This window comes from Hydrogenophaga sp. 5NK40-0174 (assembly GCF_040372165.1).
In the GTDB taxonomy this organism is placed as follows: Bacteria; Pseudomonadota; Gammaproteobacteria; order Burkholderiales; family Burkholderiaceae_C; genus Hydrogenophaga.
Window position 1 is genome coordinate 1,139,156 of record NZ_BAABWG010000001.1, and the last position, 19,772, is coordinate 1,158,927.

The window sequence follows — 19,772 nt, forward strand, 5'->3', positions numbered from 1 at the left end:
AAGCTGTTCCGTGGAAAATTGCCTCATTTTTCAACCGCTCAGTTTGAGACGAGATCCTTGACCTGCTGAAGCGCAGCCGGATCCTCCATGGTAGTGAGATCACCGGGGTCACGCCCCTCGCAGACAGCCTGAATGGCACGGCGCAGCAGCTTGCCAGACCGGGTCTTGGGCAGAACGCTGACGAAGCGCACGCGCGCCGGACGGGCAACCGCTCCAAGCTGACTATCGACCACTTTCATGATCTCGCCTTCCAGCTTGAGCGCAGCTTCAGGGGTATCAGCAACCGAGGCATCCTTGAGCACGGCAAATGCAACGGCCACCTGCCCCTTGAGCTGATCGGCCACGCCGACAACGGCCACCTCGGCCACATTGGCATGACTGGAGATGCTCTCTTCGATTTCACGGGTACCCAGCCGGTGGCCCGCGACGTTGATCACATCGTCGGTGCGGCCAAGGATGAAGAAATACCCGTCTTCATCGCGAACGCCCCAGTCAAAGGTGCTGTACATGACCCTGTTGTGGATGCTGGACCAATACGTCTTCACGTAGCGATCATCGTCGCCCCAGACGGTCTGGAGGCACCCCGGCGGCAGCGGACCCTCAACGGCAATCACGCCTTTTTTGTTGGGTTCCTTGATCTCTTCACCAGTCGTCTCGTCGATCAGACGGACGTCATAGCCGTACACGGCCTTTCCAGGCGAGCCAAACTTCGTCGGCGCGTCCTCCACCCCGTTGCAAATGGCCATGATTGGCCAGCCCGTCTCGGTCTGCCAGTAGTTGTCAATGATGGGGCGCTTGATGGCGTCCGCGATCCAGGTGGCCGTGGGCTCGTCGAGCGGCTCTCCGGCCAGAAACAGGGCCTTGAGGCTCGAAAGGTCGTATTTGGAAAGGTAGGCCGGGTCTTGCTTCTTGAGAACGCGAGCAGCCGTGGGCGCACTGAACATGACGGTGACCTTGTACTTTTCAACCAGGCTCCACCAGATGCCGGCATCGGGCCGAACGGGCAGGCCTTCGTACATGATGGTGGCCATTCCGCGAATCAAAGGGCCATAGATGATGTAGCTGTGCCCCACCACCCATCCGATGTCGCTGGTGGAGAAATATGTCTCGCCTGGCTCTCCCATGTAGATGTGTTTCATGGACGCCGCCAGCGCCACGGCATAGCCCGCCGTGTCACGCTGAACCCCCTTGGGCTTTCCGGTCGTTCCACTCGTGTACAAGATGTAGCTGGGGTGTGTGCTGTCGACCCACTCACAGGGAACCTGGGCGTCCATGTTCGCTTCGCGCAAGCTCGCATAGTCCTCGTCGCGGCCAGCGACGGGTGACAGGTCGGCCAGCCCCCGGTTGACCATCAGGACTTTCGCCGGCTTGTGTTTGGATTGGTTGATGGCCTCATCCAGAAGGTGCTTGTATGGCACCACTTTGCCCCCACGCATGCCCGCATCCGAGCTGACAATCAGGGAGGGCTGGGCGTCATCGATACGGCTGGCCAGGGAATGGCTTGCGAACCCACCAAACACGACCGAGTGGATGGCTCCAATCCGTGCACATGCCAGCATGGCAAAGCAGGCCTCGGCAATCATGGGCATGTAGATCAGGACCCGGTCGCCCTTTTTGACCCCCAGCTGCTGATAGATGGCCGCCATGCGACTGACCTCGGCATGCAACTCCTTGAAGGTGTAGGCCTTCTCGGTATCGGTTTCGGTGGACACAAAGATCAGCGCGTTCTGATCGGCGCGATCCTTGAGGTGCCGGTCCACAGCGTTGTGGCAAAGGTTGGTTTGCCCTCCCACGAACCACTTGGCAAATGGCGGGTTGGTGTAGTCGCAGACCTGATCGAATGGCTTGTGCCAATCGATCATCTCGGCCTGCTCGCGCCAGAAACCGTCACGGTCTTCGATGGATCGGCGATGGAACTCGGCATAACTCTGGTCTTGACTCATCGTGATGTCTCCTCGACTTCTTGCGTGCGCATGGGATGGCCGCACCTGCCCTGTGGGCGGGGCGGCCATCATACAGAATTCATAATTATGAATCCAAGACTTTCGGGCGCCTGACAAAACTGGCTTCAAGCCCTGAACGCCTCGCCCGGGAATCACCCGGGCAGCATCACTTCACCAGCGCCTGTACATCCTTGAATGCTGGATGCTCCGCCGAACCCAGCCATTCGAACAACACCATTTCCGTGGTCACCAGCTCAACACCCGCCCCGGCCAGCCGGTCGAATGCTGCATCGCGATTGCGCTCAGTGCGAGAGCCACATGCATCGACCACCACGCATACGTCGAACTCTTCCTCCAGCAACTCCAGTGCTGTCTGCATCAGGCAGATATGGGCCTCGCAACCAGCGACCACAATGGTGGAACGGTCCTGGCGCTGCTCCTGCTGGCGCTTTTGCAGGTGCTTGGGGAGGCTTCGTGCGTTGCCCGCAGGCTTGCTGGCCTCTCGCAGCATATCCCCCAGACCCTCGGCCACAGCGCTAAAGCACTGCTTGCTCAATACCTCTCGGCATTCGCCAGCAAGCTCCGGAACCAGCTCTCCGAGCTTGGCAGGCGCCTGCTGAGTGCCCCACACGGGAACCTTGAAAAGGCGAGCGCCCCTGGCCAGCGCAACGGCCTGGGACTGGACCTTCGAGCCATCTGAGATAGCCTTCATCAGCCGGGGCTGGAAATCGACCAGCACCAGCTGGCAGTCTTGAGCATTGAGCAGCATACAGATAAATAAGAACGCCGTTGTCAGCCTGCCTGTGGCGAGGAAAAACAAACACAAACGCCTGACAGAAGAGTCACATAGTCTCGGAACGAATCATCCTTGAAGTCAAGGTGCAGTCAACCGAAAAGGTCCGATTGTGCTTCATCCTGATCATCAGCCCGATTGGCAATGTCTCCCGAGGCCAAATCTGCCCCGGGCTTGGCGGCTTCAAGCTTGAGCAGAAGGAGAAGATAGGCATCGAATTGCGCCTGGAGGTCGGTCAATTCAGCCTCCTTCAATTGCTGCCCGGCAGTCGCGCACTGACCCACGGCCCAGAGCACCAGATTGACCTGCAGTGCCTTCGCCCCCGCTGCCGAGAAGCCCGCTTGCTCAAGGAGCGAAGTTGCGGGTGTCAGTGCAGCCATCAGCTCAGAGAGCACCAGAGCGCCGCCGGCATCGCCGTCTGTTGCCGCACCTTGGTCAGGGGACACAGGCGCTCTGAGCAGCAACGTTCGCCGGTGCGGATCCGCCATGAGTGCAGCCCACCAATGGCGGCTCATTTGCTGGAAATGTGACAGCACATCGCGCCGCTCAGGTGCGACGGCACGCCGCCCTCCGAACTTGGCCCGCCAGGCCTTGATTTCCTGTGCCAGAACTTCCAGTGCCTGGCCCCGCAGCGCATCCAGCAATGCATCTCGATCCCGGAAATACATGTAAAGCGCACCGGCGGTATAACCACAGCGTTCGGCCAGATCACGCATTCGCAGGCCATCGTCACCTTGTTCGGCGTACAGCGATTGGGCCTGTTCAAGGATTTGCCGACGGCGCGTTTCGGCGCCGCGAAGCTTTCTTTGCTCCCGCATCTGTGCCCTGGCCGTAGCAGCCTCCAGAGCTCGGTTCGTCGGTACTTCCGCGATGGAATCGAATGGAAGATTCATAAATTAAACATCGTTCAACTTCATAAACGTTGGCCACATTTTAAATCATGGTTGTGTTTTACAACGACACTTCAATTGAAACAACTTGGTTTGCATCACTGACGTTCTACCGGTTGCACGCCGGCGGTCGAGCAGACCCCAGCGACGCAAACTGAGGTTGTTCATACCAACATCTCGAAACATAGCGCGGCTCAAAAACGCTTTGAATTCAACGGATTAGATGGTATTTTTCACTTGACTTGGCAGCATCCATGCCCTAAGCTTCACCACAGTATGAAATTTGTGGCGTCATCCCTTCTGCTGATCCTGGCACTGTCAGTGAATGCCGAGCCAGTGGAGCAACCGTTTAACAGCATGGAAGCGCTGCTGTCGAGTCATGGACTGGCTGGTGACCGGCATCAGGAGACCATTCAAACGGCATCGGTTTCCATGCCGCCGGCCGGGGGCGACTATCGCTCACCCAGTGCATTGGTCGTGATGAATGCGATGGCGTACCTGGGCACGCCGTACCAATATGGCGGCAATACAGTTGAGACCGGCTTTGATTGCAGCGGTTTCGTTCGGGCCGTTTTCAGCGAAACCCTGGGCAAGAACCTCCCCCGACGCTCGCATCAGCAAGCGGATCATGGCGCCTCTGTTGGCAAACAGTCGCTTCAGCCAGGTGATCTCGTGTTCTTCAATACGCAACGGCGGCGCAACAGCCATGTCGGCATCTACATTGGCGACGGACGCTTTGTTCATGCACCTCGCACAGGGGCCCGAGTACGTGTCGAAGACATGAACGTCTCCTATTGGAGCAGACGCTATGACGGCGCAAGGCGCCTGACAGGCGAAGGCGAAAGCACTGGGACATTGCCGGAGCCGAACCACGTCACATCAGAACCCTATGAGTTCAGCATGGTTCCCGATCTCGCGTTCTGACAATCCCCCACACCTCTTTCCACCAGGTCAGTCCTTTTTCACCACCGTCTTCGGAAAGAAGCGATCTCGGGTGCGCCGTGCCATGCGCCACATGACCGGTGGCAGCCAATCATGGGCCAGACTCACACCGGAGGTGGCGATTCTCTCATCTGGCCGACCACGCCAGGTGGTCGAGTGCATGCCAACAGCCTCGCCCTTGGGGCGCCCATTGGTGTAGTAGAAGAGCGCCAACGACTTTCTGGATTCTTCCTCCGGACACTCCAGAGGGTCGGGGTGTCCATGAAAGGAGTGACTGGTGGTTGAGAAAAGTGCCAGGCGGTTGAACACTGGTGCGATCTTGTCGTAGCACTTCGTCGTGTCTTTGTCCCAGCATTCAAAGTGCCCGCCATACTCATCCTTCCAGTCCTTGTTCAGGTAAAGCAGCACGTTGATACGGCGATCCAGAAAGTACTGGTCATGGTGCGAGAAATCCGCATGGAGTTTCAGAAAGCCTCCACGGCGGGTCTGATGCAGTCCACCGCCTCGCATGTGGGGGTCGGGGATCAGGTGTTCGATACCAGTGAGCTTCTCAAGAAACCGAAGAAATGGCACGGAATTGAACTGGTGCAGCATGTGACGGGTCACGGGCCCGAACTGCGATTCGTCGGCGCACACTTGCTTGAGTTCAGCCGGACGACGGTAGGATGTCCAGTCAATCTTGCCTGGCTTGGGAAACTCCTCCAGCATGGCTTCAGCAACCGCCGGAGGAAGAAAGTTGTCGAAGTAAATGTGCGGGTAAGGCTCGGCATTCAGATAACGCTGCCGGTTTTCCACTGCCAGGTTCAGATACCGGGCGTCATCGAAGACATATGAGCTGGTCAGCTCGTGTGTGCTGCTTACTTGTTCCATGCTGGGGTCCTTGCCTCACTTCCGCAGGACTCCACCAAGAACCTGGCGTACCACCAAGGTCTGTCCGAGCCCTACCCAACATGGGAGTCTCGATAACAAAGGTTTAAGAATGACTTAAGGAGACCACATCTCCTGTACCCAATTGTGGGTAACATGCCACGCAACGCCCTACCGAGAGGAACGGCATTCGCGCAAGCCCCAGCGAAAGCGCGAACTGCCGACAGCGACGAGAACTGTTTCTTGCGGCAGCTTCTCCATTGGGACAGTCACGCAATCCAGAAGATTGCAAACAAGGCGCCGCAGTGACAGGCGGCATCACCTTACGACTGGCGCCTGGGCGCAGATGGCGATCGGCTACCAGCTAGCCCATGGTACGTCCAGGCCGCCATTGCGGGCCCCGCTCACGAGACTGGCTCGCCTGGCACACGCCCTTCCGGCGAGGTTGGAAGCGGGATTTTTCTTGGCAAGTGGATCACGACACGGCCTGAGCCCTCAGCCATGTTGCCAAACTCCTTGCCCAGACGTTCAATCAGGCGCATGTCTTCCCCATCGACGTCTTCGATACCGTCCAGGGAAGCATGAGGCAGCAGTGCCGTGACGACACGAAACCGCATGGTGAGGTTTCGGGGCAATGTCGATGCCGTCTCCAGCCCTCTGGCCACGATATGCTGCGCAAGCAACTTGAGTTCGGCCTGTTGCTGTGGGCCCTCTACGAGAATCACAAACCGGGCATCCGATATGCGGCAGACCGTATCCACTTCCCGAACGAGACGGGAAAGGCGGGTGGCTGCCACCACGAGTGCCCGTTCCCCGGACTCGCGGCCCATCGAATCGACCGTGTCCTGGTAGTTGGAAAAGTCCACCACCAGAAGTCCAAAATGGTGGCCATAACGCTTTGCCCGGCGCACGGCGTCGCGCAGCCGCAAACGCATGACAGGCAAGATGGGCAGGCCCGTGAGCACGTCGCTCGTATCAAGCGCCCGATATCGGCTGCTGTTCTCGTTGAACTCCTTGGCTCTCCGGTGAAGAAAGTACAGCAGCAGCGGGATTTCGATGGCAGAGCCGATCAGCACAGCGTATTGCGTGGCCCAACTGTCGGCCAGCACCCCAGCCGCCCTGAGTGCAGGGAAAGGATAGCCCAGGTGCACCGGGAGAAAACCCAGAAACATCCATCCGGCGTAACGCTCTCCCTGGCGCCAGGTCCAAAGACACAGGAAGATGCTCAACAGGACCGAGATCAAACCATAGAGATTGAGCACCATCAAGGTGAACGTGTTGGTTGCTGACAGATAGACGGCAGGCAACACAAAACCAAACAGCGACCATCCCAGCGCAAATCGGTCCAGCAACCGGTGGTAGCGCGATACGGCACATACCTCCCGCACAAACCAGATGCCGCTGGCTGACATCCAGAGCATGAAGATGGCCGGTGAGGCGCTGGTCCACCAGGCCGAGTTCGGCCAGAGGTACTGCCCTCCCACTCCGGTGAAGCTCAGCTGGAAACCCATCATGAAAGCCACATAGCCCATATAGGCCAGGAACACCTTGTCGCCATACAAGCGCAAGTGCGTCCACCCCAGGAAAAGAACAAGCAGACCAAAACCTGTGTAGGCACCAACGAGCAACAGGTTCCAAGCCCTGCTCTCGCCCAGGGAAACTTCATCGATCAGCGTGAAGTCGGGGTTGATCGCCGTCGGATAGTTGCCCAGGCGAAGCCAGCCCACCTGGGCCTGCCCAGCCTGGGAAATTTCGAACAGCGGACTTTTGTCTGGATGAGACCACTGGCTGACGGCCAGCTGTGCACCCGCCTGCTGCCGGACCCATTGCCCGGTTCCAGGATCCTTGAGATACAACGCAGCCTGACGGATGAAAGCCGTTGCATCCAGCTGCAGGTACCACCGGGTTGATGTATCGAAAGCCGGGAGGTCCAGCCTCAACCACAAAGCGCCGTCTGGCAACTGAAATGGCTCCGGAGCCAGCAGTGGTTTGAGCGCCGAACCTGGAAGGCTCTCTACGTGGCGAATGTCCGCCTCTCCGTTCTCATCGACCCAGTAACTGGTTGCGATGCGGGCGTTTCCGTCAGACAGCGCCGCTCGGGCACCACTGTGCCCAAACCACAGCGCAAAGGCCAGCGCGGCCATCAGCAACAGAGTCAACCATGAGCGAAATTGCACTCCCCCCTCGGTGGCGACAGGCATCGGGTCTGGCGATCTGGATGGGCTATGGTGCATCAGTCCCGACCTTCGCCACCTGCCACAGGTGCTGGTGCCTGCCCCAGCGGAAGGTGCCAGTAACCTGCGGTCGTGAGCCGGTCCTCGAGCCGGTTGACCCAGTCAGGCTGGCGCGTGTCTTCATGCCAGTCGGCAGCCGCAAGACGCAATGGATGAAGGACTCGTTCAGGCAAACTCAATGCAATCGTCTGGTTCAACAAGAATCTGGTCAGCAGATGGTAGCCAACAACGCGTGTGAGCATGCGCGACAAAGCGAAATGGGGCAGGAAAAGCTGCACCACAGCATCGACGCTGCGCGCAAACCCCAGGGTCAACCAAAATGCTGCCTGGGTGAACCATGAGAGGTGCTCGTTGACGCCCACGGTGTCTGCCGCCTTCTCACCGATCAGCATTCGCGTCATGGGTACCGGGAAATGCTTGATCACGGGCAGCTGTATCGAGCTTGCCAGTGCTGCGATCAAAGCACGCCCCAGACCAGGCCTGGCATCTTCCTGACTCGGATGCAATCTGCCCGACTTCTGTATGGCAGCGAACATGGCCTCGGCATCCTGCATGGAGTGCGCCATCAGCGACTCGTCGATACCCAGGATGTACCCCACCACGTTCCAGGTGTGCAGGAACGCCTCCTCGTCCGAGGCAGAGAAACCCAGGCCGAGTTTTCGCATGCCACGCAGGAAAACATAGCTGAACGTCAGCAAGGTATAGGCCAGCTCAATCTGATTGCAGGGCAGGCCCTGCACCCCGACGTCCCACCCGTGACGCCAAAGGGCCGTGTGCAAGTCCGCGTGCTGTCCCGGCAAGTGCTGGAGCCGGTCAACCTTTCCCGTGACTGCCGACGGATTTCCACGCAGAATCATGTGGCGAATCGTCGCGTGGATCAGTCGCACGCGAAGAATCTGCGCCACCCCTGATCCGCCAGAATCTGTCAGGCCGCCTTTGACCATGACCGGAAAGATCATGGCAGCCGTTTGGCGAATACGGTGTTCGGTGTGGTCCTCAAGCTGACCGGCAATGTGCAGCACTTCGGCCAGGTCGGGCAATACGTAGCACTCTGGCAGACTGGCGCAAAACAGCAACGCGCACGACATGGGCCCGTAATCAATGAAAAGCGATTCAGCCCGCTCGATCTTTGCAGCATCCGCCCATGCCGGAAGCGCCATGCCTTGGGACACATAGTCACGCAAGGCATCTGCAACCACCGGGTCCGCACCCTGCACTCCGGGTACCCAAGCTGCAAGTGCGCCATTGGTGGTCCACTCCGCCATGAGTCTGTTTGCCTGTGAAAGACGCGTTGCATCAAACATACTCTGGGAAGTTTTGTGCCCCATCAACCTGGCAACGGTATCGTCGGCCAGAGGGTCCGCCGTCTTGTCGTAGGTATCGATTCTCTCTGCCCAGCTCACTGCACTGCCTCCTGTGCCTGCTCGCCACCCTTGTCAGACGGTGAACGAGCCCACCGCCACGCGTTGGAGAGGCAAACCAGCAACGGTATACCCATGGCGAACACAGCCACCGCCCGAACCTCTATGGGATCACCTTCGATCACCTGGAAAACCAGTTCGCCGCCATACGTCAGCAAAGGGACCAGGACAGCCAAGCGATTGACCTTCAGGGGCGCCGGCTCATCAAGTTGCCTGATGCGCGACATCCAGGCAGCGGCAATGACGCTGGCGATGAACATCCAACCGACAAAGCCTTGCAGGGTTTCGCCAAACCACCCTCCATCGCGCTTCTCCATGATCCATGCCTTGAGCACGAAAACAAAGTAAGGGTCTGCGCCGAGATCGAAAGCCGTGACCACCATGGCAGTCAGGAGGATAGTGAGCAACCCCGAACCCATACTGGGGCGAGACAAGACAGGTTTTTGCCACAAAAGCAAGGACGCCATCACGTAGCCGATGAACACGAGGGCAAACCACATCAGCGGGATCACCACCGGCACGTTGGCCAACTGCCAGCCGAGGACGTCGGTATAGGTGTAGCGACCGAAAAACCAGCCTCGGGATGACCCCATTTGTTCGGCAAACCATCCGATGGGCAAGGCAACGGCGACGAACCATTGCGTCGGCCACGCGCCGAGCAGCTTGAGCGCTGACCACAGGCTCGCCATGAACATCACCACGGATGCCACCACCAACGATGTGGTGATGAGTCCCCGGCCACTGAATAACGACTCGGTCACCAGGACGACCGATACGGTCAACCCCAAGCCGAGCAACGCGCGATCGGGCAAACGCAATGATCCCACCGCTGCCTCCTCCAGACCAGATGTTGCTCCCCTCCTTCTCCTTCGCGACATTCTATGCCACGGTACTGAGCCACCAAATGACAACGCCGTGCAAATTACACGGCGTTGTCAATCGGTTCATCAGGGTTAGTCTCTAGCGCGCTATCGCTTTTGCGGAGGCAAGTCAGTACACGACCCGTGCGCCACCTCCGCCGCCATGCCGATGCTCTCGCCCAGCGTGGGGTGTGGGTGGATGGTCTTGCCGACGTCGACGGCGTCTGCGCCCATCTCGATGGCCAATGCAATCTCGCCAATCATGTCACCCGCATGGGTACCCACAATGCCGCCGCCAAGAATCTTGCCGTGGCCATGAGCTTCGGGCGAGTCGTCGAACAACAGCTTGGTGAAGCCCTCATCGCGGCCGTTGGCAATCGCACGTCCCGAAGCCGCCCAGGGGAACAAGCCCTTCTTGACCTTGATGCCCTGAGCCTTGGCCTGCTCCTCTGTCAGGCCCACCCACGCCACTTCCGGATCGGTGTAGGCCACGCTCGGAATCACTCGGGCATTGAAGGCGCTCGAGGCCAAGGCCTTGTCGCCCTTGAGTTCACCGGCGATCACTTCCGCCGCCACGTGCGCCTCGTGCACCGCCTTGTGCGCCAGCATGGGTTGGCCCACGATGTCGCCGATGGCGAAGATGTGCGGCACATTGGTGCGCATCTGGATGTCGACATCGATGAAGCCGCGGTCGGTTACTGAAACCCCGGCCTTGTCGGCCGCGATCTTCTTGCCATTGGGCGAGCGACCCACAGCTTGCAGGACGAGGTCGTAAACGCCTTCGCTCTTGGTGCCATCAAGCCCTTCGAACTGGACTTTGATGCCTTCAGGCGTAGCCTCGGCACCCACGGTCTTGGTCTTGAGCATGATGTTGTCGAAGCGGCCCTTGTTCATCTTCTCCCAGACCTTGACGAGATCTCGGTCAGCGCCTTGCATCAGACCGTCCATCATCTCAACCACATCCAGGCGGGCGCCCAGTGTGCTGTAGACCGTGCCCATCTCCAGGCCGATGATGCCGCCGCCGACGATCAGCATTTTCTTGGGCACTGCCTGCAATCCCAGTGCGCCAGTAGAGTCCACCACGCGCGGGTCTTCTGGCAGGAATGGCAGGCGCACCGCTTGTGAGCCAGCCGCAATGATGCAGTGCTTGAACTCGACAGTTTGCTTCTGCCCTGTCTTGTCCTGGGCAGCGCCTTCCGTCATTTCGACTTCAAGATGATGGCTGCCGACGAAGGCACCGTAGCCGCGCACCACCGTGACCTTGCGCATCTTGGCCATGCCGGCCAGGCCGCCGGTGAGCTTGCCGATGACTTTTTCCTTGTGCGTGCGCAGCTTGTCAATGTCCAGCTTGGGAGCGCCGAAGTCCACGCCCAGATCAGACAGGTGGCTCACTTCATCCATGACGGCCGCTACGTGGAGCAATGCCTTGGAAGGGATACACCCGACGTTCAGGCAAACGCCGCCCAGCGTGGCGTAGCGCTCGACGATGACGACCTTAAGGCCCAGGTCAGCCGCACGGAAAGCCGCCGAGTAACCACCGGGGCCGCCGCCGAGCACGAGCACGTCGCAGGACACATCGGCACCACCTGCGTAGGACGCTGCCTGCGGGGCGGGCGCAGAGGCTGGCGCAACTGCAGGCGCTGCTGGAGCGGCCGCCGGGGCTGGCGCTGCCGCAGCACCCTCTTCCTGCGCATCAAGCATCAGCAAAACCGACCCTTCACTGACCTTGTCGCCGAGCTTCACCTTGAGCGATTTGATCACGCCGCCATGTGAGGATGGAATCTCCATCGACGCCTTGTCAGACTCGACAGTGATCAGCGACTGCTCAGGCGCGATGGTGTCGCCCTCTGCCACCAACACCTCGATCACAGCCACTTCGCTGAAGTCACCAATGTCGGGAACCTTGATTTCAATCTGTGCCATGTCTTGCCCCTCTTACAGCATCACCCGACGGAAGTCGGCAAGGATCTGGCCCAGATAGGCATTGAAGCGCGCTGCAGCAGCCCCGTCGATCACGCGGTGGTCCCATGTCAATGACAAAGGCAGCATCAGGCGTGGCTTGAACTCCTTGCCGTCCCACACGGGTTCCATCTGACTGCGGCAAACGCCCAGAATGGCCACCTCTGGCGCGTTGATGATGGGCGTGAAGTAGCGTCCACCAATGCCGCCCAGGCTGGAAATGGTGAAGGTAGCACCGCTCATGTCGGCCGGGCCGAGTTTGCCGTCACGGGCCTTGGCAGCGAGTTCGCTCATCTCCTTGCTGATCTCGAAAACACCTTTTTCATCGGCATTCTTGATCACGGGCACCACCAGACCGTTGGGCGTGTCGGCAGCAAAACCGATGTGCCAGTAGTTCTTGTAAATCAGTGCTGAACTGTCGTTCTCGACGTCGAGCGAGCTGTTGAACTCGGGGAATTTCTTGAGCGCAGCCACGCAGGCCTTGATCAGGAAAGCGAGCATGGTGACCTTGATGCCCTTCTTCTCGTTTTCCTTGTTCAGCTGAACGCGCAAGGCCTCCAGGTCCGTGATGTCGGCGTCGTCATGGTTGGTGACGGCCGGAATCATCACGGCATTGCGCAGCAGGTTGGCGCCGGAGATCTTCTTGATGCGTGAAAGCTCTTTTCGCTCCACCGGACCGAACTTGGCGAAGTCGACCTTTGGCCAGGGGATCAGACCCAAAGCGGCTCCATTGGCACCACCGGCTCCTGAGCTGGATGCACTTTGCTGCGCCTTTGTGCTTTGTTGGCCGGCCATCACCGCACGGGTGAAGTTCTCAATGTCCTCGCGCGTGATGCGATCTTTGGCGCCAGACCCTTTCACTTCAGCCAGCGGCACACCCAGTTCGCGAGCGAACTTGCGCACCGAAGGGGAAGCGTGCGGCAGCCCTGTCATTTGGGCCGTGGCAGGTTGGTGTGCAGCGGCTAGCTGAGCGTTGGACACCGCAGCAGCAGGTGCAGGCGCTGCGGCTGCCGACGGGGCAGACGCTGGAGCGGCGGCAGCGGGTGCAGGTGAAGTTGTAGAGCCGGCAGCGCCAGACAGAACTGCCACGAGGTCACCCATATTGACCTTGTCACCCACCTTCACAGCCAGGCGCACCACCGTGCCCGCAGCGGACGACGGAATCTCCATCGAAGCCTTGTCGGACTCCACGGTGATCAGCGACTGTTCTTCCTGCACTTCGTCGCCGGGTTGGACCAGCACTTCAATGACGGCCACGTCGGCGAAATCGCCAATGTCGGGGACTTTCACCTCAACCTCTCCGTCAGCCTGGGCAGGAGCGGCTGCGGGCATCGCCGCCGGGGAGGCAGCGGCGGGTGCAGGTGCAGGTGCGGGAGTCGTGGCTGCTGGCGCAGGTGCAGGCGCTTCAGCGGCAGACTCCGCTGAGTCCAGCATGAGCAGCACAGAGCCTTCGCTCACCGTATCGCCCAGCTTGACTTTCAGTTCCTTGACCACGCCAGCATGTGAGCATGGGATTTCCATGGAAGCCTTGTCAGACTCCACCGTCACCAGCGATTGCTCTGCCTTGACGGTATCGCCTGGCTGGACCAGGACTTCGATCACCGCCACATCGGAGAAATCGCCGATGTCCGGTACCTTGATTTCAATCGTTGCCATGTTCTTGTCTCCGGGCCATCAGGCATTGAGCGGGTTGACTTTATCGACGTTGAGGCCGTACTTCCGGATAGCTTCCGTCACCTTGGCCACCGGGATCGAGCCCTCGTCTGCCAGCGAACGCAGCGCCGAGACCACGATGTAGTAGCGGTTGATCTCGAAGTGCTCGCGCAGCTTGCTGCGGAAATCACTGCGACCGAACCCGTCGGTGCCCAGCACCTTGTAGCTGCGGCCCTTGGGCATGAAGGGGCGAATCTGTTCCGCGTAGTTCTTGATGTAATCGGTCGATGCCACCACAGGACCCGCGTGCTTTTCGAGCTGTTGCGCGACAAACGGCACCTTCTGCTCAGCTTCTGGGTGCAACAGGTTCCAGCGCTCCACATCCTGACCATCGCGTGCCAGCTGGTTGAAGCTGGGGCAGCTCCACACATTGGCAGCAACACCCCAGTCCTTCTCCAGCAGCTTCTGCGCTTCCATGGACTCGCGCAAGATGGAGCCAGAGCCCAGCAATTGCACGCGCGGCGTGAGCTTCGGGCCCTCGCTGCAGAGATACATGCCTTTGATGATCTGCTCTTCGGTGCCCTCCTTGAGGCCAGGCATCGCGTAGTTCTCGTTGAGCAGCGTCAGGTAGAAGAACACGTTGTCCTGCTGCTCCACCATGCGCTTGAGACCATGGTGCAGGATGACGCCCACTTCGTGTGCGAAGGTCGGGTCGTAGCTGATGCAGTTGGGAATCGTGCCCGCCAGGATATGGCTGTGGCCGTCTTCGTGTTGCAAGCCCTCACCGTTGAGCGTGGTCCGCCCCGAGGTGCCCCCCAGCAGGAAGCCACGAGCCTGCATGTCGCCAGCCGCCCATGCCAGGTCGCCAATGCGCTGGAAGCCGAACATGGAGTAGTACACATAGAACGGCACCATGACGCGGTTGGACGTGCTGTAGGACGTGGCCGCAGCAATCCAGCTGCTCATGCCGCCTGCTTCGTTGATGCCCTCCTGCAGAATCTGGCCAGCCTTGTCTTCCTTGTAGTACATGACCTGGTCCTTGTCGACCGGGGTGTACTGCTGACCCGCAGGGTTGTAGATGCCGATCTGGCGGAACAGGCCTTCCATACCGAAAGTACGGGCTTCGTCCACCAGAATGGGCACCACGCGCGGTCCAACGCTCTTGTCGCGAAGCAGCTGCGTCAGGAATCGCACATAGGCCTGTGTCGTGGATATCTCGCGGCCTTCGGCAGTGGGCTCCAGCACCGCCTTGAACGTGTCCAGCGAAGGAATGGCCAACGCCTCGTCAGCCTTGACGCGCCGCTTGGGCAGATAGCCACCCAGCGCCTGACGGCGTTCGTGCAAATAGCGCATCTCAGGCGTGTCTTCTGCCGGCTTGTAAAACGGAATCTTGGGCAACTCGCTGTCCGGAATCGGCAGGTTGAAGCGGTCGCGGAAGGCCTTGATGTCCTCGTCCGTGAGCTTCTTGGTCTGGTGAACCGTGTTCTTTCCCTCACCGGCCTTGCCCATACCGAAGCCTTTGACCGTCTTGATCAGCATCACCGTCGGCTGGCCCTTGTGGTTCACAGCGCGGTGGTAGGCTGCATAGACTTTCTGGGGGTCGTGGCCACCGCGGCGCAGGCTCCAGATGTCTTCGTCGCTGAGCTTGGACACCAGCTCCAGAGCCTTGGGGTCGCGCCCGAAGAAATGCTTGCGGACGTAAGCACCGTCATTGGCCTTGAAAGCCTGATAGTCGCCGTCAAGCGTTTCCATCATGATCTTGCGCAGCGCTCCGTCCTTGTCGCGCGCCAGCAGCGGATCCCAGTTGGACCCCCATAGCAGCTTGATCACGTTCCAGCCAGAGCCGCGAAACTCGCCTTCGAGCTCCTGGACAATCTTGCCGTTGCCGCGCACCGGGCCGTCAAGGCGCTGGAGGTTGCAGTTGACGACAAAGATCAGGTTATCCAGGTTCTCGCGGGCTGCCAGGCTGATGGCACCCAGGGATTCCACCTCGTCCATTTCGCCGTCGCCACAGAAGCACCAGACCTTGCGATTGCTGGTGTCGGCAATGCCACGTGCGTGCAGGTACTTCAGGAAGCGTGCCTGGTAGATGGCCATCAGCGGGCCCAGGCCCATGGACACCGTCGGGAATTGCCAGAACTCGGGCATCAGCTTGGGGTGTGGATAGCTCGACAAGCCCTTGCCGTCCACTTCCTGTCGGAAGTTGAGCAGTTGCTCCTCTGTCAGGCGCCCCTCCAGGAATGCCCGCGCATACACGCCGGGCGCCACATGCCCCTGGATGTAGAGGCAGTCGCCACCATGGTTTTCGCTCTCAGCGTGCCAGAAGTGGTTGAAGCCAGCCCCAAACAGGTGGGCCAACGAGGCAAAAGAGCCAATGTGGCCACCCAGATCACCACCGTCTTCCGGATGGTGGCGGTTGGCCTTGACCACCATGGCCATCGCGTTCCAGCGCATGTAGGCACGCAGACGCTCTTCAATCTCGATGTTGCCCGGACAGCGCTCTTCTTCATCCGGCTCAATCGTGTTCACGTACCCCGTCGTGGCGGAAAACGGCAAATCAATGCTGTGCTGGCGTGCCTCTTCAAGCAACTGCTCGAGCAAGGCATGCGCCCTCTCCGGGCCTTCTCGTTCAATGACGGCAGTCAGTGCGTCCAGCCATTCGCGGGTTTCCTGCGGGTCCATGTCATCGCGTTCCACGGGGGTGAGAGTGGACATGTTTGTCTCCTGTTTGAGCGTACAAAGCGGGCTTTTGGCCCGTGCATGTTCGCATTCTCACACAAAAAAATGTTGATTTCAATATGTGCACTTGTTTTTCATATTGTGGTTCTCGAAAAAAATGGCACCAGGCCGCATCCCGGATTGGCGACAGGCTGGCTGCCCATACTGAACTTGCTGAGTGAGCCATGAAGTCCGCATCGGCGGCACCAGTGCCTGTGTACGCATGCCTTGGATGACAAGCAGATTCCCAGGCAGCTGGGCCATGTTCACGTAGACTTGGCAGCGAAATGGACAAGCCCACCACGCCCACCGCCCCTTCCGCTCCACGCGCCTCCACCCCTCCCTGGTGGAAGCGCTGGTGGCGCGCCCTGCCTCCGAGCCGGCAGGACCGTGTCGCCACACTGGCTCCTGTGCTGGCCGTCTTGCTTTTCCTCACGGTCATCGGACTGGCCATGACCTACCTGCACCTGGAGGAGCAGGACAGGGAGCAAGAAGCCGTCACACAGGACGTGGAATACGCCCAACAGCGCTTGCGCCTACGCCTGCTCGAGCGGCAGGAGCAATTGATGCGGCTGGCCCGAGACCTGAGCAGCAAAGAAATCGAACTGGCAGATTTCGTCTTCCAGGCCGAATCACTCATCAACCAGTACCCTGAGTTGCAGGCCGTCACATGGGTCGACAACAAGCGGACGGTGGTCGCCAGCTACGCGTCCCCCAGCGCACCCATCCGCATGATGCGGGCCGCTGGCGCCACCCTGAGTGCCGAAGACACAGACGGATCCTTTGATCTGGCGCGCGACTTGCGACAGCCGATCTATTCGAGGCCGCTCGGTGATGAGCCTCACCAGACCGTGCTGCTGCTCCAGGTCCCCCTGAGCGATCAGGGCAAGTTCACCGGCACCATCATGGGTGAGTACTCCATCGACGGACTGCTGCGCTTTGGCGTGCCGCCTGAAGTGATGGCGAAATATGCTGTAGCCCTCATGGATGACGAAGGGCGAGTCCTGGCGGGCAACCTTCAGACACCATCGACCGTGCAGAATCTGATGCCGTGGTCGAAGAGCCCGCAGGAACACCAGGCCCTGGTATCACCGGTTGGCAACGGCCTGGTGATCAAGGCACAGGCCTACCGGACCTCGCAAGACATGGTGGGCAACGGTCTGGTCTGGCTCATTGGCGCCTTGAGTGCACTGACCGTATGGATGCTGCTGGGAACCTGGCGCCACACTCGACGAAGGGTTCAGGCGCAACAGGCGCTGATCACGGAAACCAACTTCCGCCGCGCAATGGAAAACTCCATGCTCACCGGCATGCGGGCCCTGGACATGAACGGGTGCATTACCTACGTGAACCCGGCATTCTGTTCCATGACAGGCTGGACAGAGGACGAACTGGTGGGCTGCACCGCCCCCTTCCCATACTGGCCAGAAGAAGACCACGAGATGCTGATGTCCCGCCTGCAGGACGAAATCCAGGGGCGATCCATGCCCGGCGGCTTTGAGGTTCGGGTCAGGCGGAGAAACGGCAGCATTTTCGATGCACGCATGTACGTCTCCCCGCTGATCGATCCGGATGGCATTCAGTCTGGCTGGATGACATCCATGACAGACATCACCGAGCCCAAGCGGATTCGCGAAGAGCTCACTGCGTCCTACGATCGCTTCACAACCGTTCTGGAGAGTCTGGATGCGGCGGTCTCGGTGGCGCCACTGGGCAGCGATGAGCTGCTGTTTGCCAACAAGATGTATCGCCTGTGGTTCGGCACCAAGGGCGGCGGACATCGTCGCCTGATCGACACGGCTGGAAACCTCCCCAGCACAACACATGACCACGACGATACGGTCGACGTGTTTGCCGGCATGCCCACCGAGTCACTGACCGATGCAGGCGCGGAGAACGCCGAGATATTTGTAGAAGATCTGGACCGGTGGCTCGAAGTGCGCAGCCGCTACCTGACCTGGGTGGATGGCCGGCTGGCACAGATGATCATCGCCACCGACATCACACCCCGTCGCAAGGCAGAAGAACAGGCCGCCCGACAGGCCGAGCGTGCACAGGCGGCCAGCCGCCTGATCACCATGGGCGAAATGGCGTCGAGCGTAGCCCATGAGCTCAACCAGCCACTGACCGCCATCAACAACTACTGCACGGGCATGATCTCGCGCCTGACCGAGAAGCGCATCACGGAGGACGAGTTGATCGGGGCACTGGGCAAGACGGCCAAGCAGGCCCATCGGGCGGGTCAGATCATCCAGCGCATCCGTGCCTTCGTCAAACGCAGTGAGCCCAATCCATCGCCTTCAGATGTCCCACAGATGGTCAGCAACGCCATCGAGCTGGCCGACATCGAGCTGCGCCGTCAACACGTACGGATGAGCTCCTACGTCGCTGCCAGGCTGCCCAAGTTGATGGTCGACCCGATTCTCATTGAACAGGTCCTCATCAACTTGCTCAAGAACGCCGGCGAAGCCATCAACCAGGCAGCCCGCCCGCCAGGAGAGAGATGGGTGGAGCTGCGCGTGGCGCCACGACAGGTTGAAGGGCAGGAAGTCATTGATTTTGCCGTGCGGGATTCCGGCAAAGGTGTCCCCGACGAAATGATCGGACGCATCTATGAGGCCTTCTACAGCACCAAGAGTGAGGGCATGGGTATCGGCCTCAAACTGTGCCGGAGCATCGTCGAATCGCACCAGGGAAGGATGCTTGTCGAGAACATCTACAATGGAGAGGAAGTTACAGGGTGCTGCTTCAGCTTCTGGATACCGGTTCACTCCAAATTGCGGCCGGGTGACAGACTTGAGGACGGCACGGATACCTCTGATTCCGATAGAGAGAGAGCATCATGAGCCTGATTCCCAAAAAAGGTACGGTCTACGTTGTTGACGACGACGAAGCAGTCAGGGATTCCCTGCAGTGGTTGCTGGAGGGCAAGGATTTCCGGGTCAGCTGTTTTGATTCCGCAGAGTCTTTTCTCAGCCGCTACGACCCACGTGAAGTGGCTTGCCTGATCGCTGACATCCGCATGGACGGTATGAGCGGCATGGAGCTGCAGGATCGCTTGATCGAGCGCCACTCTCCCCTGCCCATCGTTTTCATCACGGGCCACGGTGACGTTCCCATGGCGGTGGAGACCATGAAGAAGGGTGCACTGGACTTCATTCAGAAGCCATTCAAGGAAGACCAGCTGGTAGCACTGGTCGAACGCATGCTGGAGACTGCCCGCGAGGCATTCGAGTCTCATCAGCAGGCTGCCAGCCGCGATGCCCTGCTCTCCAAGCTCACAGGTCGGGAGTCACAAGTGCTCGAGCGCATTGTTGCCGGCCGACTGAACAAGCAGATTGCCGATGACCTGGGCATCAGCATCAAGACGGTGGAGGCGCACCGCGCCAACATCATGGAGAAGCTCGGTGCCAATACGGTCGCCGACCTGCTCAAGATTGCCTTGGGGCAGCCAGCGCCAAAAGGCTGACAGACTCCAAAGGACTGAAACTC

13 protein-coding genes are annotated in these 19,772 nt (G+C 59.7%); 3 read left to right on the forward strand and 10 right to left on the reverse strand.

Translation table 11 applies throughout. The annotated features are described in order from the left end of the window. Window positions 1-38 precede the first annotated feature (38 nt). From ABWV89_RS05275 to ABWV89_RS05285, 3 genes are all read right to left on the reverse strand, one after another. Window positions 39-1,943, reverse strand: coding sequence for a propionate--CoA ligase (locus ABWV89_RS05275; protein WP_353394987.1), 1,905 nt, complete (start codon window positions 1,941-1,943; stop codon window positions 39-41). A 166-nt stretch (window positions 1,944-2,109) separates the two neighbouring features. After that, the gene (locus tag ABWV89_RS05280) at window positions 2,110-2,712 is read right to left on the reverse strand and encodes an isochorismatase family protein (protein ID WP_353394988.1); all 603 of its coding nucleotides are present in this window, start codon (window positions 2,710-2,712) and stop codon (window positions 2,110-2,112) included. Window positions 2,713-2,828: 116 nt separating this feature from the next. Then, entirely contained in the window at window positions 2,829-3,629 is an 801-nt protein-coding gene (locus tag ABWV89_RS05285) for a TetR/AcrR family transcriptional regulator (RefSeq protein ID WP_353394990.1), read from the reverse strand. 273 nt (window positions 3,630-3,902) lie between these two features. Here ABWV89_RS05285 and ABWV89_RS05290 point away from each other — a divergent pair, with 273 nt between their 5' ends. Then, window positions 3,903-4,550: a C40 family peptidase gene (locus tag ABWV89_RS05290; protein WP_353394992.1), complete on the forward strand. Its 648-nt coding sequence runs from the start codon at window positions 3,903-3,905 to the stop codon at window positions 4,548-4,550. A 27-nt stretch (window positions 4,551-4,577) separates the two neighbouring features. Here ABWV89_RS05290 and ABWV89_RS05295 read toward each other — a convergent pair whose 3' ends face one another. From ABWV89_RS05295 to aceE, 7 genes are all read right to left on the reverse strand, one after another. After that, the gene (locus tag ABWV89_RS05295; RefSeq protein WP_353394994.1) at window positions 4,578-5,438 is read right to left on the reverse strand and encodes a 2OG-Fe(II) oxygenase; all 861 of its coding nucleotides are present in this window, start codon (window positions 5,436-5,438) and stop codon (window positions 4,578-4,580) included. A 401-nt stretch (window positions 5,439-5,839) separates the two neighbouring features. After that, entirely contained in the window at window positions 5,840-7,636 is a 1,797-nt protein-coding gene (locus ABWV89_RS05300) for a sensor domain-containing diguanylate cyclase (protein ID WP_353394996.1), read from the reverse strand. A gap of 32 nt (window positions 7,637-7,668) precedes the next feature. After that, window positions 7,669-8,934, reverse strand: coding sequence for an oxygenase MpaB family protein (locus tag ABWV89_RS05305; RefSeq protein WP_353395000.1), 1,266 nt, complete (start codon window positions 8,932-8,934; stop codon window positions 7,669-7,671). A gap of 134 nt (window positions 8,935-9,068) precedes the next feature. Continuing rightward, on the reverse strand, window positions 9,069-9,917 hold the full coding sequence (locus ABWV89_RS05310; protein ID WP_353395002.1) for a carotenoid biosynthesis protein: 849 nt from the start codon (window positions 9,915-9,917) through the stop codon (window positions 9,069-9,071). Window positions 9,918-10,058: 141 nt separating this feature from the next. Beyond that, window positions 10,059-11,873, reverse strand: a complete 1,815-nt coding sequence (lpdA, locus tag ABWV89_RS05315) for a dihydrolipoyl dehydrogenase (protein ID WP_353395004.1) — start codon at window positions 11,871-11,873, stop codon at window positions 10,059-10,061. A 12-nt stretch (window positions 11,874-11,885) separates the two neighbouring features. Continuing rightward, entirely contained in the window at window positions 11,886-13,565 is a 1,680-nt protein-coding gene (gene aceF / locus ABWV89_RS05320; protein WP_353395005.1) for a dihydrolipoyllysine-residue acetyltransferase, read from the reverse strand. A gap of 18 nt (window positions 13,566-13,583) precedes the next feature. Then, window positions 13,584-16,277, reverse strand: coding sequence for a pyruvate dehydrogenase (acetyl-transferring), homodimeric type (aceE, locus tag ABWV89_RS05325; protein WP_353395006.1), 2,694 nt, complete (start codon window positions 16,275-16,277; stop codon window positions 13,584-13,586). Window positions 16,278-16,567: 290 nt separating this feature from the next. Between aceE and ABWV89_RS05330 the strand changes: the two genes are divergently transcribed. Both ABWV89_RS05330 and ABWV89_RS05335 read left to right on the forward strand, forming a co-directional pair. Then, window positions 16,568-19,126 (forward strand): PAS domain S-box protein, encoded by a 2,559-nt coding sequence (locus ABWV89_RS05330; protein WP_353395007.1) that lies wholly within the window; start codon window positions 16,568-16,570, stop codon window positions 19,124-19,126. Continuing rightward, window positions 19,123-19,749 carry a response regulator transcription factor gene (locus ABWV89_RS05335; protein WP_353395008.1) on the forward strand — a complete coding sequence of 209 codons (627 nt, stop codon included), beginning with the start codon at window positions 19,123-19,125 and terminating at the stop codon, window positions 19,747-19,749. The genes ABWV89_RS05330 and ABWV89_RS05335 overlap by 4 nt, the downstream gene beginning before the upstream one ends. Window positions 19,750-19,772 lie beyond the last annotated feature (23 nt).

What these genes read in the sequence shown, in the direction of transcription:
- ABWV89_RS05275 (WP_353394987.1), bottom strand. Translation starts at nt 1,943, where the DNA reads ATGAGTCAAGACCAGAGTTATGCCGAGTTCCATCGCCGATCCATCGAA.
- ABWV89_RS05280 (WP_353394988.1), bottom strand. Translation starts at nt 2,712, where the DNA reads ATGCTGCTCAATGCTCAAGACTGCCAGCTGGTGCTGGTCGATTTCCAG.
- ABWV89_RS05285 (WP_353394990.1), bottom strand. Translation starts at nt 3,629, where the DNA reads ATGAATCTTCCATTCGATTCCATCGCGGAAGTACCGACGAACCGAGCT.
- ABWV89_RS05290 (WP_353394992.1), top strand. Translation starts at nt 3,903, where the DNA reads ATGAAATTTGTGGCGTCATCCCTTCTGCTGATCCTGGCACTGTCAGTG.
- ABWV89_RS05295 (WP_353394994.1), bottom strand. Translation starts at nt 5,438, where the DNA reads ATGGAACAAGTAAGCAGCACACACGAGCTGACCAGCTCATATGTCTTC.
- ABWV89_RS05300 (WP_353394996.1), bottom strand. Translation starts at nt 7,636, where the DNA reads ATGCCTGTCGCCACCGAGGGGGGAGTGCAATTTCGCTCATGGTTGACT.
- ABWV89_RS05305 (WP_353395000.1), bottom strand. Translation starts at nt 8,934, where the DNA reads ATGGCGGAGTGGACCACCAATGGCGCACTTGCAGCTTGGGTACCCGGA.
- lpdA (WP_353395004.1), bottom strand. Translation starts at nt 11,873, where the DNA reads ATGGCACAGATTGAAATCAAGGTTCCCGACATTGGTGACTTCAGCGAA.
- aceF (WP_353395005.1), bottom strand. Translation starts at nt 13,565, where the DNA reads ATGGCAACGATTGAAATCAAGGTACCGGACATCGGCGATTTCTCCGAT.
- aceE (WP_353395006.1), bottom strand. Translation starts at nt 16,277, where the DNA reads ATGTCCACTCTCACCCCCGTGGAACGCGATGACATGGACCCGCAGGAA.
- ABWV89_RS05330 (WP_353395007.1), top strand. Translation starts at nt 16,568, where the DNA reads ATGGACAAGCCCACCACGCCCACCGCCCCTTCCGCTCCACGCGCCTCC.
- ABWV89_RS05335 (WP_353395008.1), top strand. Translation starts at nt 19,123, where the DNA reads ATGAGCCTGATTCCCAAAAAAGGTACGGTCTACGTTGTTGACGACGAC.